Consider the following 14,642-nt stretch of genomic DNA (forward strand, 5'->3'; position numbering starts at 1 on the left):
GAAGCGCTAATCTATCTCTCCATGACCAAGCGCATGCTCACCAGAATCGCGGCCTGAGCATTTTTCAGACAGCCTCTCAGATCGCGCAGGAAATTGTGGCGGAAGCACGCCACATGCGTGATCGCCCCCTCAAGCGATTCATTGCGAAAACACGCCGCCTCAACGAAGATCATCCCCGGTCCCGAATGCCCCATCCGGGCCGGACGAAGCAACCACCACGCCTCCATCCGCATCGACCTCGAAGCGAATCGGATTCTTCCAACGGTCCACCAGCGCCCCTGCATCGTTCTTCATGTGGTGGTAGTCCCCTACGGTTAGATCCGCCATAAAGGCCCCCATCAGCGCATCGCCATCCGCGTCCTGCAGATCGCGGCGGAAGATACGCAGAGATCTAGCCCGGGAGACGAGCGACCCCAGATCGATTTCCGTCTGGAACACGCGGTAGGACTCGGCTTCCTCCTCCCGCTGGATCAGGAACGACCTCACGATCCCCACCGCCGCGACCACGCAGCAGACAGCCTGCAGAATTCCCCACCACCGGTCCCGATGCCGGACGATGCTGAAGACCGCCGTGCCAATGAGCACCACCACCAGTCCCAGTCCCAGGAGCGGAGCGAAGATGTCCCATTCCGTCACCACCGTGCCGAGTGCTCTCATGATCGATCCCATCCAGGGTCCCACGGCCCCACGGAGGTAAAAGCCTCAGAAAGCCGGATTCGTCCGCGAAACAAGGAGCGGCTGATCTAACAGATCAATTGAGGGTCACTCATCTCCCTTCCTCCCGGCATCGCCTACCCCAGCCCCCCGCACACCTCGCCCGCAGCCGCTCCCACTCGCCCATCATCGCCTTGAAACCTTTCCGGCCATCCTTATCGACCGGCTTCTTCACCTGCGAGCCCGCATAAAATGCCCGCATCTCATCCGAGAACCGCACCACCGCCTCCCTCCACCGCTCCTCCGCCACCAAGATCCTTCGCCCATCGTCCAGGCGGATCTCGTAAGCTCCGGAGGATCGGCAAATCTCAAAGTCGATCCCCGAGGGACACCCGCAGATGACCACCTCCGGCTCGACCGCATCGTGGATCACATTCCCGCAGCACGGGAAGATATGGCCGCCCACCGGCGAGTCCTTCGTGTGATCCCGATCCAGCGCACGAAGCAGGAAGATCGCCGCGGCGCTCACGGTCCAGTCGCCGTCAGCCGGCGACACGATCACCTCGCCATCGATCTCGCACGTCACCGGCGAATGCGCGCACAGATCGGTCGGATCATCCCGCCCGTCATCAGCGACCCAGTGCAACCGCTCCGCCCGCAGCACGATCATCTCCCGCACCCGCCCGCGGCCACGTTCCGCGCCAGCTCCTCCGGGCTCAGGATATTCGATCGGCTTCATCTGTTAGGCGCCCCCCTGCGCAGCGGGGCCTTCCCCGGTACTCCGCTTGTTCGTGGGGATAAAACCAGCCGCGAATGCGTGAGCACTCAAGCATGAAACACATTGGCATCTCGCGGTAATTAGGTTGACCAACATTCCAATCCGGAATATTCCCCTTTTTGACACCCCTGCCCGATGAGCTGGACCCTGGAAGCTACGGACCAATTTTTGCGCGACTTCGAAAAGCTCGGCCCGAACGAGCAAGCGGCAATCGCATTCAACCTCAAGGTCTACGAAGACGCTCTCAATCAGTGCAAAAACCCACTTCACGTTCAGCTTGGATTTCTTCATCCGGAGCCAAAAGGAATCAAGGCAGTCGACCAGCGCGGCGGCGCTTACCCGGACGGAACGAAGCGCCCTAAAATGAAAGAAACCCGGGCGTATACGTATTCCAATTTGAAATCAAAGACTCTTCACCTACTTTGCGTAGGAGGGAAGGGAGAAAGGGAGCAAGCCAGGGACATCAAGTTCGCCTCCAGGGAGGTTGAGAAAATTCTGCAGGAATCCCAACAGGAGGACTGATCCAACAAAATGAGCACGAAATTCAAGTCTGTTTCCGACCTACTGAAGAAGCACGGGAAACCCGAAGCCGTCTCGGAATTTGAAGAGCTTCTCAAAGGCTCTTCGATCGTTCGCGCTCTGATTGCGAAGAGGATCAAAGCCGGGCTAACACAAAGGGAAGTGGCCGAGTCCATCGGCATCACACAAAGCGCCGTTTCGAAATTCGAAGCATCCCTGGACTGTGACGTGACGCTAGGCGAAATCGCCAGGTATTCAGCGGCCGTTGACTCACCGATGACCATTCAGATCGGCCCTCCCATGAGCCTGGTGCAAAGCGTCAAAAGCCACGCGTTTGCGATGAAGCATGACCTGGAGAAGCTGGCATCGCTCGCTTCCGGAAAAGAGGAGGATTCCGATTTCTCTCATAGCGTTGCCAAATTCTTTGGGGAAGCCGGGTTCAATCTAATGGCGTTTTTGGTGGACGCTTTTGACAAGCTTCCCGCCTCAGTGACCCGAGCCAAAACAAGCCAATTCAGGGTTCTGGACAAGGACCTATGTCACGCCTCAGATATCACGCCGAAGGCATCTGCTAAACAAAAGGCGACAGCCTGAGAGGGCTTTCCCAACGATCCTGACCAACGATCCTGAGCCGCTTTTCGCGCAATGATTTCAATCTGCACCACTCTCAGGATTGCCTCCCCCCGCAAAATCACCACCATTCCTTCCGTTAGTCGATCCATCCATCGACTTAGCCCCTCTCTCCATCTCCCCTCGCCGCCGATCTGATGACCAACGAATTCGAACAAGTCCCCTTCGACGCCGCCACCTTCGCGGAGAATCCCGAGAACCGCTGCCCCTGCCTGCTGCTGCTCGATACCTCCGGCTCCATGAATGGCGCGCCCATCGACGAGCTCAATGCCGGCCTCTCCCAATTCAAGGATGAGCTCACCGCCGACGCCATGGCAGCGAAGCGCGTCGAGGTCGGCATCGTCACCTTCGGCCCCGTCCAGGTCGCCACCGAATTCACCACCGCCGAGACCTTCTTCCCGCCACGCCTCACCTCCACCGGCGACACGCCCATGGGCGCGGCCATCACCCGCGGCCTCGAGATGGTCCGCCAGCGAAAGGAAGTCTATCGCCAGAATGGCGTCGCCTACTACCGGCCATGGATCTTCCTCATCACCGATGGCGCGCCCACCGATTCATGGGAAGCAGCCGCCGCACTTGTTAGAGAAGGCGAGGCCTCGAAGAGCTTCCAATTCTTCGCCGTCGGCGTGGAAGGCGCGAACATGGACATCCTCGGCCAGATCTCCTCACGCGCACCGCTCAAGCTGAAGGGCCTCCAATTCCGCGAGCTCTTCCAGTGGCTTTCGAATTCCATGGGTGCCGTCTCACGGTCCACTCCCGGCGATGCGATTCCCCTGACAAATCCCACCGCACCGGAGGGCTGGGCAAGCGTGGGATGAGTGCGACCGGGTGGCGCTTCGCCGCCGCATCCGTGGCCGGCACATCGCACGAGCGCACCGGCGTCCCCTGCCAGGATTCGCACCTGGTAGAGTTCATCGGCGCCGAGGGATATGCAGATGCAGATGGGAATGACGGCATCCTCATCCTCATCGCCTCGGATGGCGCGGGCAGCGCCACGCACTCCGACCAAGGCTCCGCGCTCGCCTGCAAGCGGCTGATGGAAGAGCTGAGGGCAGCCATCAGCAGCGGCTTGCAAGTCGCCGACATCACCAAGGAGCTGGCCCTCCAGTGGCTAACAGAAGTCCAGGCCGCCATCCAAAAGGCCGCCGACGACCTCGCACTCGATATCCGCGAATTCGCCTGCACGCTGTTAGCCGCCGTCGTCTCGCCCACCCACGCCGCATTCCTCCAGGTCGGCGATGGCGCCATGGTCGTCCGTCCCGAGGGCGACACCTGGAGCTACGTCTTCTGGCCGCAGCACGGCCAATTCATCAATACCACCTACTTCATCACCGAGCCCACGGCGAGCGAGGTGCTGGAGTGCGATGTCACCGAGGGCCCCATCGAGGAGCTCGCCGTCTTCACCGATGGCATCGAGTCCCTCGTCCTCCACTTCGCCACGCAGACCGTTCACGCCCGATTCTTCGATGACATCTTCCAGCCTGTTAGATCGCTCGACTCTCACGGCCTCAGCGAAACGCTCTCCGGGCAGCTCGGGAAATACCTCACCCTGCCGCACGTCTGCGAGCGCACGGATGATGATAAGACCCTGATCCTCGCCACCCGCTGCTCGACCTCCGCTCCCGCCCTCCACGAGGCCGTCACACTGGCGCGCGCTGGTTTACCCCTGGAGGAAGCCTGACCATGACTCTCAGCAGCCGGAGTGGAGCAGTCCGTCTCGGTAGCCTGCTTGGCAAGGGCGGCGAGGGCGCCGTCTATGCCCTCGCCGATGACCCCGACCTCGTCGCCAAGGTCTATCTCAAGGATATCAGCACCGAGCGCGCGGCCAAGCTCCAGATCATGCCCGGCCTCCTCACCCCGGAGATCGCCCAGCTCACCGCCTGGCCGCAGGACGTCCTCTACAAGCCCGATGGCCGCATCGGCGGCTTCCTCATGAAGCGGATGGCCTCGTCAAAGGACATACACTCCCTTTACGGGCCGAAGAGCCGGCTCGCCGAGTTCCCCCACGCGGACTGGCGTCTGCTGGTCTGCGCCGCCCTGAATCTCGCGCGCTCCTTCCACACCCTGCACCACGCCGGCTGCCTCGTCGCGGACGTGAATCACGGCGGCATCCGCGTCACTGCGGACGGCACCATCCGCATCATCGACTGCGATAGCTTCCAGATCTCCTGGCAAGGCCGCACCTATCTCTGCGAGGTCGGCACCGATCAATTCACCCCGCCGGAGCTCCAGCAGAAGTCATTCCGCGAAACCCCGCGCACCGCGAATCATGATAACTTCGGGCTGGCGGTGATGATCTTCCAGCTCCTCCAGATGGGCCGCCATCCCTTCGCCGGCCGCTACAAGGGCCCCGAGGACATGCCCATCCCGAAGGCCATCGGCCAGCTCCGCTACGCCTATGGTAGTAGCGCCGCGCTCACGAATATGGAGCCCCCGCCGCACACGGCCCGGCCCCACGCCGCCTCGCCGGAGATCGCCGCGCTATGGGAGCAGGCATTCAGCCGCGAGGGCATCGCCCACGGCGGCCGGCCCACCGCCGCCACATGGGTCGCCGAGCTATCGCGGCTTGAGAAAAGCTTCGAGCAATGCGGCGCGAATCCCACCCACTACTTCTTCCGCGGCCATGGCACCTGCCCCTGGTGCCCCATCGAGAGCATCGGCGTCATCCTCTTCGGCATCCCGCTGAATGGCGGCGTCGCCGATAGCGTCGGCATCGCCCTCGTCTGGCAGCAGATCCAGGGCGTGCAGAATCCCGGCTCCGTCCACTGGATGCCAGCCGCGTCAGCCGTCGTGCTCGGGCCATCCCTCCCGGCGGAGGTCGCCAAGGCCAAGCGCACCGAACGCCGCTCCATCGGCATCATCGTCGGCGTCATCCTGTTCTTCGCCGCGGCTTCCGTCGAAGGCTCGCTATGGCTGCTATGGTCCATCATCGCCGCGGCCATCGGTTATGCCATCGCCATCACAGCGAAGGGACGCATCAAGCCCTTCGCCGAGATCCATTCACAACTCTCCGCGCGCATGGATGACCTCCGCGAGCAATACGCCACCAAGCGCGAGGCCGACAGCTTCCAGGCAAAGCTCGGCGAACTCCAGATGGTTCACGCCGACTGGCTGAACCTGCCAAACGAACGCGAGCGCCGCTACCAGGAGCTCGTCAGGGATCGCCACAAGCACGCGCTGGTCAGCCACCTCGACAAGCAGCGCATCGATCGCGCCGGCATCCCGAATATCGGCACCGCCCGCTCCGCCATGCTCGAGTCCTACGGCATCGAGACCGCCGCCGACCTCAGCCTCAGCGCCATCCTGCAGGTCCCCGGCTTCGGCGACGCACTCGCCTCCGCCCTCATGGACTGGCGGCACGATCTGGAAAGGAAGTTCCACTTCAATCCCGCCTCCGAAGTCGATCGCGCCGAAGTCATGGCCCTCGACCGCGCCATCGCCATCAAGCGCGCCGAGCTCGAGCGCCGCCTCCGCACCGGCCCCGCCGTCCTCCAGCAATACCGCCAGGCCATCGTCAACCGCAGGGCCACCCTCGAGCAAACCCTCCAGGAAACCTCCGCCGCCCTCCACCAGGCCGAAGTCGATCTCGTCTCGCTGCGATAAGCCCCTGTCTGAAAAATGTAGCTGGAGCGTCTCGCTCCAGTCCGTTGGAGGGGCGTCTCGCCCCTTCGCCTTGGTTCCCCGATCCGGAATCTCAAGGACACGCGGTTCCGAAGTTGTTTTTCAGACAGCTTCCAAGCCCACCGCCATCGCGCCCTATTCAAGCGCGGTGCATTCGCATCCCCGGCCGCAAGCAAAGTGGCCCGCACACTCCGCATGCCGCTCCTGGAACCCTAGTAGTCCGCCCCCCACTCAGTAGGCGCGGTGGTGACACCGCGGAACTTACCGGACAAGCCGTCCTCACCCTTGCCTGTCCCCACATTCCCCAGCGCCAACGGCGCGCCATCCCTCAGCCCGGGGCAAGCAACGCGTCGCCCCGGGACCTAACAGCCCAAGCCCATTACCCTGAAAGGCGGCAATACCGCAGCGCCCCGCCCCATCACCGCGGCGCAGCCGCCCTCGGACTGCTGCGGTCATCCGCAGCTCTCGAGTGAAGGATGAAGTCCACCCCATCTAACAGATCGAAACGACCCACAATTCCCGGACACCCGTTCACACCTCTCATCCTCATCGCCAAAAACCACCAAGCCCTCGCCCTCACCCTTCACTTCTTCTCCACCCGCCGGGCTGCCTCCGCCTCCGCCTTCTTCTTCTCCTGCGCCTTCTCCTCATCCAGGATTCGCGCGATCTCCTCGATCTCCGTCACAAGCGGTTTCCCCTTCATTGGCCGCAACCTCACTTCACCCTGAGGACGGATAGCGGAGTAAAACATACCCCCCGAAGATTTCCGCAAGCAGAGACACCCTTCATAAAGTCTCCCCCGTTGCCCAAAGGCGACCGTAAGGCCTGCCTTCAGTTTCGGATCCATGTCCTTCGGCTCCTTCAGAAATTCCACGCCACCCGCCGCACCAGCCAGCGCGATCACGTCGTAATCACCAAGCAAGCCCGCCACCGCCTCCTTCCGCTCCCGCTGCTTCTCCTCCTCCACACCCACCGCAAAAACCGCGACCGGCAGAAACAGCGCCAACGCGCAGCACCTGGAAAGCAAGCCCTTCATCCACCCCCGAGCATAGCACCACCCACCGCGCATCAGGAAGGCAAAAGGGACCCCGCCCGTGCCTCCACAAAACATCGCCAAGCAGCTCCCACCCATCCGATCCGGCGTCTCCAAGAAGAAAACCGATCGGAATCCAACCCACCGCCCATCCCCCTAGTTTGACCGAAATTAGCGTAATTGTGCTTAATTCTCTCGATTAAGCACTCTATAGAGTGCTTAATTAGACCCATTAAGCATGGAAATCCCAAAAACCGAGCTTTTCGCCGTCCTCCAGGAATTCAATCCGTGGTGGTCGTCCCAAGCCGTCACCGACCTCTCGGAGTGGGAGCGGTCGGCTGCCGTGCCCATCCGCACGTGGATGAAGGACACCGATTCGCGGCGCGCCCTGGTGCTTGGCGGCGCCCGGCAGACCGGCAAGACCACCCTGCTGCGACAAGCGATCCGCCAGCTCGTCCGCGAGGGTGCCGCCGCCGGAAACATCCTCTACGCCACCTTTGACCACCCCATCCTGAAGCTCGCCGGGCTCGAGCGTACCTTGGCCGCGTGGGAAGAGTTGTTTGTCCCGGTGGCCGGCCAACCCCAGTGGCTGTTCCTCGATGAAATCCAGTACGTCGCCGACTGGCAAACGTGGCTGAAACATCAGGTCGATTTCAAGCGCGGCCGACGCATCGTCGTCACAGGCTCGGCCAGCCCGCTCCATGATTCAAAGGTGGAGTCCGGTGTTGGCCGCTGGGAAACGCTGCCGCTCGCCACCATGTCCTTTGGCGAATTCCTCAAGCTCCGCGGCATCGATCCCGGCCCCGTGCCCGAGGCCAGGTCGTTGAAGCCATGCTTCGAGTGGAGCCCCGCCGAATTCGCCCGCACCGCGGCGCTCGCGAAGTCACTCACGCCCCACTTCCACGACTACCTGCTGCGAGGCGGCTTCCCCGAGCCAGCGAGCGTGTCGGACCTCACGCGCTGCCAGCGCCTCTTGCGGGAGGACATCGTGGACAAGGTCCTCAAGCGCGACATGACCGCCCTCTATGGCGTCCGCCGGGTGCTGGAGGTGGAGAAGATCTTCCTCTACCTGTGCTATCACGACGGCGGCATCGTCGATGTCGCGGCCCTTTCGCGGGAACTGGATGGCGTGAACCGACAGTCAGTGAACAACTTCCTGGAACTCTTCGAATCCACCCACCTGATCTACCGCCTGCGTCCCCATGGCTATGGCAAGGAAGTCCTGCGCGGAAAACCGAAGATCTACCTGGCCGATGCCGCCCTGCCCGGCTCGGTGCTGCTGCTCGGTCGCAAGCTGTTAGATCGGCCGGATCGCCTCGGCGCCGCAGTGGAGACGGCCTTCTTCAAGCACGTCTTCACCCGCTACTACGCCGATCAACCGGTCTTCACCTACTGGCGGGACAAGGCGAAAAAGGATCTTGAGGTGGACTTGATCGCGCAGATCGGCGAGCGGCTCGTGCCATTCGAGGTGAAGTATCAGGACACGAAGGTCGATCTCGGCAAGCTCAAGGGCCTCCGCCTCTTCCTCGAGAATCACGGCATCGCCCAAGGCTACCTCATCACCCGGCGCTGGGAAGACTTCGGACTGCTGGACGTGCCATCCGCAAGGCCGGGACGCGAACGCGCCTTGCTAGACGCAAAGATCCTCGCCATCCCCGCGCCTCTCGCCTGCTACTGGCTTTCCTCGTGATGATTCCGGCATGGAAGGCGACAGATCAAACCTCACCGCAAGGCCCGTATGAATTCCTCCACGGGATCGCCACCCACCTCACCACCTTCCTCCTCCGCGAGGTCACCGCCGCCAAGAAGCCGTAAGCAAGCACGAGAGACGCCACCACGCCACACTGGGAACGCGGAATTCATCCCGCCCGCAAGATCCAGCTCCCCGGGACCGCCGGTCTTCAGACCGGCCCGAATGGTCCCTCGATGCCGGTCTATCTAAAGACCAGCGCTCCCGCCACAGCAGCAGCCGTCGAAGACCCGCTCTGTTAGAATCCGCCCACCTCACCCGCCCCTCGAAAGCAGCGAAGGATCCCAGCTCTCGGGTGGAGGGTGAGGCACACCCCATCTAACAAACCAAAGCAAGACCCGACATCCCCACACAGCCGCCCCTCCCGCTCCCAATGCATTCACTTCGGCGGCAGCACCCGCTCCGACGGCTCCCTGTACAACCAAGGCACCCTTCCTTTTCTCTGCTCCACCGTCCCATCGAACTTCACCGTCACGATAATCCACCCGCCTCCCGGCTTCCTCTGCTCCGGCTTCGGCGACCACGATACGATCCAGCGTCGTCCCTCCTGCCCTTCCTGCCAGCCAGCCCAGACGCGATCCAGATAGTGGCCGGACAGATCCATCTTCTGCTCCCGCGCATACGCCTTCGCCAGCTCCAGCGCTTTCTCCAGCGGAAGCTCCGGCTCCGCCTGGGGCCCAAAACTCATCGCTGGCACCGGCACTACCAAAAGAAACAACGCGGCGAGAAAGGGAATGATTTTCATGAGTGCAGTGTAGGGACGCTTGCGACGGCCGTGGTTCACCTCTCGCCCGGATCAGGGTCGATATGCGCACGCGGCACCGTCTCAACCCCACCGCCGGAACGATTTGTCAGCAGATTCCCCATGCAGTTTCTCTGCGGCTCTACCCCATCACCGCGGCGCAGCCGCCCTCGGACTGCTGCGATCCTTCGCAGCTCTTGAATGCAGGGCGCGGCGATCCTCATCTAACAGCTTGAAGCGATCCCGGAGTCCAAGAAGAAAGGGGACACTCCTGTCCCGAACAATCCCCGGGACTGATGGAGTTGACCGCTGAGGCGCGGAGGCCGCAGAGCGACGCAGAGAAAGGGGAAGGATTACGATCTAGCGATCGCTCCGGATTCACGCTTCCCAAAAAGGGATCTCCGCGATCCTCTGCGACCTTTGCGTCTCTGCGGTTAAATCCACTGTTAGAAACGGCCACGATCCCGTGCCATTCACTCCTACCTCCGCCTCTCATCCCCGGCGACAACAATGTCGCCGCCAATCAACCCAATCAACCCAATCAACCCAATCACCCAATCACCCAATCAACCCAACAACCCAATCACCCAATCAACCCAACAACTCCTCCACCGCCCGCGCAAACGCCGTCTGCGGCGGGCCCGGCGGAGCCACGTGCGTCGCCCGGGAAAGCGCATTCTCCCAGCCATGCGGCATCGCGTAGGACAGCCCGGCCCAATCGAACATCGGGATATCGTTCTCGCCATCGCCGAAGGCCACCACGTTCCCGCGGCCCATCCCGAGGCTCGCCGACAGGATCTCCAGCGCCGTCGCCTTCGTCGTCTCCACCGGCATGAATTCATAAACGCAATCCACCGTCTGCACGCCCTGCAAGCCGAGCGCCGCGAGACCCTCATCCACCCTCAACCCCGCCACCGCGCGAGGCTCACCCAGCCAGAGCACCTTCTGCACCTGCATGCCTAACAGCTCCGCATGCGACGCATGCACCGGCACCGGGTTCGACATCGAAGCATACGCATCCAGATCGCCATTCGCCCGCGCCGCCGTGAAGACCTCATCCGCCGTGTAATAGACCGCCGTGAAATCGCGCCGCGACTCCGCATCGATCAACGAGCGCACGTCCGCATCCCGCAGGAACTTCTGCGCCACGATGCTCGACCGGTCCGCCCTCGCGACCTCCGCCCCTTGGGACGAAACGATCCACCGCACCTGCGGCAGTTGCCGCACATACGGCCTCATCGACCGGTAGTGACGGCCCGAAGCCAGGACCACCTCGATCCCCGCACTGGCAAGCCGCTCAATCGCCCCGCGGTTCTCCTCACTGATGCCCAGGTCCGGCCCCAGCAGCGTCCCATCCAGATCGATCGCCGCCAGACGCACACCGCCTGAACTCTCGTCGTAAGTATTCATCATCATAATCGTGCGAAGTTGCAGCGAATCCAGGACCATCATGGCCCCGCGGATTCCCCAGGTTCCTCTCGCCCGCCAGGATCATCGGGAAACCAGCAGGCACCCCAAACCTAGGCCCCGTCCGCGATGACTCCAATCGCAAGATTTCATCGTGGTGATCACCCGGAGGAATCACAACCCACCACCGCGGCGCAGCCGCCCTCGGACTGCTGCGGTCATCCGCAGCTCTCGAGTGAAGGGTGGAGACAGCTTATCCAGTTAGCTTGAACCAACCCTCCAAGATCGCTGCGACCACCAAGAGTCAACAGCCACCCCATTCATTCAAAAGCTGCGGATCACCGCAGCACTCCAAGGGCCTTCGGCTTCCATTCCGCGCCCCCACCAGGAGAGGCCCGCCCCATCACCGCGGCGCAGCCGCCCTCGGACTGCTGCGGTCATCCGCAGCTTTCGAATGCAGCCTGCCGACCGCCTCATCTAACAGCTCGAAACAATCCCGGCGCCACCCTCGCCATCCCCAGCAACCCCACCCCACCACCGGTTTCCCTTGAAAAACCCACATTCCCCTGCCTCCTTTGCCAGACCAGACCCGGCGTCCCAGTCCGCCGGTAGAGATGGAATAGATCCACACGAATGAGCCGCGTATTCCGAGTCGAGGTCGAGGTCGGCCACATGAAAGGATGCCAGCTTCCCGAGGAAGCCGCCGGCGCCTTCGTCAATGTCTACGTCAGCGCCGCCGTCTTGCGCGACGCCCTCGATCTCGCCGAGCGCTTCTTGATCGAGGACCACTACCGCCCCATCGACATCTACGCCGCCTTCGAGCTCGATCTCGAAGGCATCGACCACGACACCGAGGAAGTCGGCTACCCCGGCAATGCCGACCTGCAAGAGCTCCAACTCCACGGCGGCCGCTGGTATGGCCCCTTCACCACCTTCCCCTACGAAGACGAAGAGCCATCCGAATGACCGGGATGAATGACGGCGGATGAAATGATTCCCCCAAGCGCCACCGGCACACTGGGAACGCGGAAGTGGAGCGCAGCGGAAGTGGCCCGGGCAAACTCACTTCCTCTGGGCAATTCATTCCGCCTGGAAGACCCATGGGCATTTGGGAATCTCTCCATCCCATCCATCCCATCCATCCCATCCCAGCCATCCCAGCCATCCCAGCCAATCTTCTTAATCTGCGTCCATCTGCGTAATCTGCGGTTGATCACTTTGGGAACGGGCTCATCTCAAATCGACTGATGCGATTCACCACAGATGGACACTGATAAACGCAGATAAGAGGGATCGCGACGGCTATTGCGATCGAGCCAGCCTCTATGGACCAAGTGATCATCCGATCCATCCCTGCCATCCCAGCCCCAATCTCCCAATCTCCCAATCTCCCAATCTCTCAATCTCCCAATTTCCTACCCTACCCCCCACTCCTCTCCCACTCCCCCATCGTCCCATAGGTCTCCACGAATCTCTTCTCCCGCAGCCCCATCGCGTGCGCACGGCGGAGCATCTTGCGCCCGCCCTCGAAGTCACCGCGGTCGCGCAGGATCAGGCCGAATCCCCAGAAGCTCTCCGGGTTCTTCGCGTCCAGCAGCCACGCCTGGTTGAAGCGCGCCATCGCCGTCTTCGCATCGCCCTGCGCGTAGAGCCGGAACCCGCGGTCCGCCCACGCCTTCGATGCCGCCTTGCGACCGCCGAAGGCCGAGCTCGCGCCCTCGATGAATTGCCTGTCGCCCTCCTTCAAGACCGGCACCGCCTCCCGGTCCATGCCCCCATACATCGGCACCTGATCGATCCCCACCCGCGACGAACCGCCCGGCGCAGCACAACCCGCCACCAGCACCGCCAGCAGCGAACCCATCAGCGAAAAAATCCCTCGTTTCATCTCCCTCTTCCCCTAACACCCAGACCACCATCACACAAGCAAAGCAGGCAAGCAGAGGTCACACCCGCTGCTTGCCCTAGAGCGCGGGACCGATTCTCCGGTCACGTAGTCCCCGGCGATTCACTTCCCCATACACCGGCGGGACCACCCCATTCGGAAAGAACTCCTCCGCCAGATCCCGGTCGATGTTCACGACTCCCCGGCAATCGAAATCCAGATACTCCGCATAGCCGCCCAAGCGCCGCGGATCCAGCCGCCACGGCCTCACCATCACGGCCCGCCTGATGATCGCGGCGCAGCCGCCCTCGGACTGCTGCGATTTTTTCGCAGCTCTCGAGTGAAGGGTGGAGACGGCCCACCAGGTGGACCGAGCCGACCTTCCAGGATCGCTGCGATCGCCCGAGAAAGAACCTCCGTCCCGTCCCATTCAAAAGCTGCGGATGACCGCAGCAGTCCCAGAGCCTCCGGCGTCCATTCCGCGCCGCCACAGGGAGAAGCCAGCCCCATGCCCGCGGCGCTGCCGCCCTCGGAAAACTCACTTGCCCTGAGGCACCATCGCCACCCGCCCCTTCCGCCGCTGCCACCACAGCACCATCCCCAGCCACGCCACCGCATGGCACACCACGATCACCCACAGCGCCACCTCCACTTCCTTCGTCCTCACGGTCTCCGTCGTCTCCGCTTCCGATGAGAGCGCCGGCGGAAAATCGAACCGCACAGCCTTCTCCTCATCCTGGTTCAGCATCGCGTATCGATGACCGGTGAGGTCGCTCCCCGCGCTGTATCCATCCAGATGCGTCGTCCCCTGCCAGCCCACCACCCCGTCGCCCAGCCACACCTCGTGCTCCTTCTCCCCCCGGCCCCACTGCACCATCGTCCCCTTCGCGCCCGAGTCCCACCACACCCATATCAGGAACAGCGACCCAAGCACGCCGAGCCAGAACAACCGCGATCGATGAAAAGGGCGTGGAGACATTCCCCGCACCCCAACAGAAACTCCCCGCCCCTGCAATCCAGCATCAGGCATGCATCAATCCGGCAACCCTCACCTCTCAACTCTCAACTCTCAACTCTCAACTCTCAACTCTCAACTCTCAACTCTCAACTCTCAACTCAACCCTCTACATGTTCCCCATCTCCGAGATCCGCATCCGCCCGCTGTAGGGATTCGCGAAGCACCAGAGAAACAGGAACCCCAGCGCCACCACCAGCAGCACCCCGCTGATCACCGTCCACCGCTGCGACCACTGGCCGCTGCCGTAGTGCTCGAAATACACCGACGCGGCCGTCCACGCCACCGGCACCAGCATCAGCACATACCCATGATTGCGGATGATCAGGGCCAGCCCATTCCAGTTCAGATTCGCCTCCGGATAGCCAGCGCCCATGAAGGCCGCCCGCGTCATGAAGACACCCAGCACCACCGCACTCATCTGGAAGAGCGCGAGCCGCACCGACACATGCACATCGTGGATCATGACCTTGACCGGATCTCCTACCCCATCCCGCCGCACGATGAAAGGAATCTCGCATAAGGAGCAGCGACGAATGGCACTTACTTAAGGCCGATTTCGTTGAAAATTAGAGACGGAAAGCCGGTCCTGGCAGGGTTTGAAAGTG

The 14,642-nt window shown here is 62.4% G+C and carries 17 protein-coding genes; 8 read left to right on the plus strand and 9 right to left on the minus strand.

Annotated elements, in window-relative coordinates; all coding sequences use genetic code 11:
• Positions 1-159: 159 nt before the first annotated feature.
• Both OKA05_RS29030 and OKA05_RS29035 read right to left on the minus strand, forming a co-directional pair.
• A complete protein-coding gene (locus OKA05_RS29030; protein ID WP_264490735.1) occupies positions 160-657 on the minus strand; it encodes a hypothetical protein in 498 nt (165 codons plus the stop codon).
• Between the two features lie 109 nt (positions 658-766).
• Entirely contained in the window at positions 767-1,393 is a 627-nt protein-coding gene (locus tag OKA05_RS29035; protein ID WP_264490736.1) for a hypothetical protein, read from the minus strand.
• Between the two features lie 174 nt (positions 1,394-1,567).
• Between OKA05_RS29035 and OKA05_RS29040 the strand changes: the two genes are divergently transcribed.
• The 5 genes from OKA05_RS29040 to OKA05_RS29060 all read left to right on the plus strand — a co-directional run bounded on the left by OKA05_RS29040 (position 1,568) and on the right by OKA05_RS29060 (position 6,184).
• Complete coding sequence (locus OKA05_RS29040; protein WP_264490737.1) at positions 1,568-1,954, plus strand: hypothetical protein; 387 nt, start codon at positions 1,568-1,570, stop codon at positions 1,952-1,954.
• 9 nt (positions 1,955-1,963) lie between these two features.
• Positions 1,964-2,545, plus strand: coding sequence for a helix-turn-helix domain-containing protein (locus OKA05_RS29045; RefSeq protein ID WP_264490738.1), 582 nt, complete (start codon positions 1,964-1,966; stop codon positions 2,543-2,545).
• 173 nt (positions 2,546-2,718) lie between these two features.
• Complete coding sequence (locus tag OKA05_RS29050; RefSeq protein WP_264490739.1) at positions 2,719-3,399, plus strand: vWA domain-containing protein; 681 nt, start codon at positions 2,719-2,721, stop codon at positions 3,397-3,399.
• Between the two features lie 32 nt (positions 3,400-3,431).
• Positions 3,432-4,262 carry a PP2C family serine/threonine-protein phosphatase gene (locus OKA05_RS29055; RefSeq protein WP_264490740.1) on the plus strand — a complete coding sequence of 277 codons (831 nt, stop codon included), beginning with the start codon at positions 3,432-3,434 and terminating at the stop codon, positions 4,260-4,262.
• 2 nt (positions 4,263-4,264) lie between these two features.
• Complete coding sequence (locus tag OKA05_RS29060; protein ID WP_264490741.1) at positions 4,265-6,184, plus strand: hypothetical protein; 1,920 nt, start codon at positions 4,265-4,267, stop codon at positions 6,182-6,184.
• Positions 6,185-6,785: 601 nt separating this feature from the next.
• Here OKA05_RS29060 and OKA05_RS29065 read toward each other — a convergent pair.
• Positions 6,786-7,238: a hypothetical protein gene (locus tag OKA05_RS29065; protein WP_264490742.1), complete on the minus strand. Its 453-nt coding sequence runs from the start codon at positions 7,236-7,238 to the stop codon at positions 6,786-6,788.
• Positions 7,239-7,473: 235 nt separating this feature from the next.
• On the opposite strand from OKA05_RS29065, the gene OKA05_RS29070 reads away from it, so the two are divergent.
• Both OKA05_RS29070 and OKA05_RS29075 read left to right on the plus strand, forming a co-directional pair.
• Complete coding sequence (locus OKA05_RS29070) at positions 7,474-8,925, plus strand: ATP-binding protein (protein WP_264490743.1); 1,452 nt, start codon at positions 7,474-7,476, stop codon at positions 8,923-8,925.
• The gene (locus OKA05_RS29075) at positions 8,925-9,050 is read left to right on the plus strand and encodes a hypothetical protein (protein ID WP_264490744.1); all 126 of its coding nucleotides are present in this window, start codon (positions 8,925-8,927) and stop codon (positions 9,048-9,050) included. Before OKA05_RS29070 ends, OKA05_RS29075 begins: the two co-directional genes overlap by 1 nt.
• A 314-nt stretch (positions 9,051-9,364) precedes the next feature.
• Here OKA05_RS29075 and OKA05_RS29080 read toward each other — a convergent pair whose 3' ends face one another.
• Complete coding sequence (locus OKA05_RS29080) at positions 9,365-9,730, minus strand: hypothetical protein (protein ID WP_264490745.1); 366 nt, start codon at positions 9,728-9,730, stop codon at positions 9,365-9,367.
• A 588-nt stretch (positions 9,731-10,318) separates the two neighbouring features.
• Positions 10,319-11,179: an HAD-IIB family hydrolase gene (locus OKA05_RS29085; protein ID WP_264490746.1), complete on the minus strand. Its 861-nt coding sequence runs from the start codon at positions 11,177-11,179 to the stop codon at positions 10,319-10,321.
• A 588-nt stretch (positions 11,180-11,767) separates the two neighbouring features.
• Here OKA05_RS29085 and OKA05_RS29090 point away from each other — a divergent pair.
• A complete protein-coding gene (locus tag OKA05_RS29090; RefSeq protein WP_264490747.1) occupies positions 11,768-12,100 on the plus strand; it encodes a hypothetical protein in 333 nt (110 codons plus the stop codon).
• Between the two features lie 454 nt (positions 12,101-12,554).
• Here the strand turns inward: OKA05_RS29090 and OKA05_RS29095 are convergent, their stop codons facing one another.
• The 4 genes from OKA05_RS29095 to OKA05_RS29110 form a co-directional block, all read right to left on the minus strand.
• Positions 12,555-13,022: a tetratricopeptide repeat protein gene (locus tag OKA05_RS29095; RefSeq protein WP_264490748.1), complete on the minus strand. Its 468-nt coding sequence runs from the start codon at positions 13,020-13,022 to the stop codon at positions 12,555-12,557.
• A 76-nt stretch (positions 13,023-13,098) separates the two neighbouring features.
• Positions 13,099-13,296, minus strand: a complete 198-nt coding sequence (locus tag OKA05_RS29100; RefSeq protein ID WP_264490749.1) for a hypothetical protein — start codon at positions 13,294-13,296, stop codon at positions 13,099-13,101.
• 261 nt (positions 13,297-13,557) lie between these two features.
• Positions 13,558-13,998, minus strand: a complete 441-nt coding sequence (locus OKA05_RS29105) for a hypothetical protein (protein WP_264490750.1) — start codon at positions 13,996-13,998, stop codon at positions 13,558-13,560.
• A gap of 145 nt (positions 13,999-14,143) precedes the next feature.
• Positions 14,144-14,500: a hypothetical protein gene (locus OKA05_RS29110; RefSeq protein WP_264490751.1), complete on the minus strand. Its 357-nt coding sequence runs from the start codon at positions 14,498-14,500 to the stop codon at positions 14,144-14,146.
• Positions 14,501-14,642: the final 142 nt, after the last annotated feature.

It is taken from the genome of Luteolibacter arcticus (assembly GCF_025950235.1).
GTDB classification, from domain to species: Bacteria; Verrucomicrobiota; Verrucomicrobiia; order Verrucomicrobiales; family Akkermansiaceae; genus Haloferula; species Haloferula arctica.

What these genes read in the sequence shown, in the direction of transcription:
- OKA05_RS29075 (WP_264490744.1), top strand. Translation starts at nt 8,925, where the DNA reads ATGATTCCGGCATGGAAGGCGACAGATCAAACCTCACCGCAAGGCCCG.
- OKA05_RS29095 (WP_264490748.1), bottom strand. Translation starts at nt 13,022, where the DNA reads ATGAAACGAGGGATTTTTTCGCTGATGGGTTCGCTGCTGGCGGTGCTG.
- OKA05_RS29045 (WP_264490738.1), top strand. Translation starts at nt 1,964, where the DNA reads ATGAGCACGAAATTCAAGTCTGTTTCCGACCTACTGAAGAAGCACGGG.
- OKA05_RS29065 (WP_264490742.1), bottom strand. Translation starts at nt 7,238, where the DNA reads ATGAAGGGCTTGCTTTCCAGGTGCTGCGCGTTGGCGCTGTTTCTGCCG.
- OKA05_RS29030 (WP_264490735.1), bottom strand. Translation starts at nt 657, where the DNA reads ATGAGAGCACTCGGCACGGTGGTGACGGAATGGGACATCTTCGCTCCG.
- OKA05_RS29040 (WP_264490737.1), top strand. Translation starts at nt 1,568, where the DNA reads ATGAGCTGGACCCTGGAAGCTACGGACCAATTTTTGCGCGACTTCGAA.
- OKA05_RS29080 (WP_264490745.1), bottom strand. Translation starts at nt 9,730, where the DNA reads ATGAAAATCATTCCCTTTCTCGCCGCGTTGTTTCTTTTGGTAGTGCCG.
- OKA05_RS29050 (WP_264490739.1), top strand. Translation starts at nt 2,719, where the DNA reads ATGACCAACGAATTCGAACAAGTCCCCTTCGACGCCGCCACCTTCGCG.
- OKA05_RS29070 (WP_264490743.1), top strand. Translation starts at nt 7,474, where the DNA reads ATGGAAATCCCAAAAACCGAGCTTTTCGCCGTCCTCCAGGAATTCAAT.
- OKA05_RS29060 (WP_264490741.1), top strand. Translation starts at nt 4,265, where the DNA reads ATGACTCTCAGCAGCCGGAGTGGAGCAGTCCGTCTCGGTAGCCTGCTT.
- OKA05_RS29090 (WP_264490747.1), top strand. Translation starts at nt 11,768, where the DNA reads ATGAGCCGCGTATTCCGAGTCGAGGTCGAGGTCGGCCACATGAAAGGA.
- OKA05_RS29035 (WP_264490736.1), bottom strand. Translation starts at nt 1,393, where the DNA reads ATGAAGCCGATCGAATATCCTGAGCCCGGAGGAGCTGGCGCGGAACGT.
- OKA05_RS29110 (WP_264490751.1), bottom strand. Translation starts at nt 14,500, where the DNA reads ATGATCCACGATGTGCATGTGTCGGTGCGGCTCGCGCTCTTCCAGATG.
- OKA05_RS29105 (WP_264490750.1), bottom strand. Translation starts at nt 13,998, where the DNA reads ATGTCTCCACGCCCTTTTCATCGATCGCGGTTGTTCTGGCTCGGCGTG.
- OKA05_RS29085 (WP_264490746.1), bottom strand. Translation starts at nt 11,179, where the DNA reads ATGATGGTCCTGGATTCGCTGCAACTTCGCACGATTATGATGATGAAT.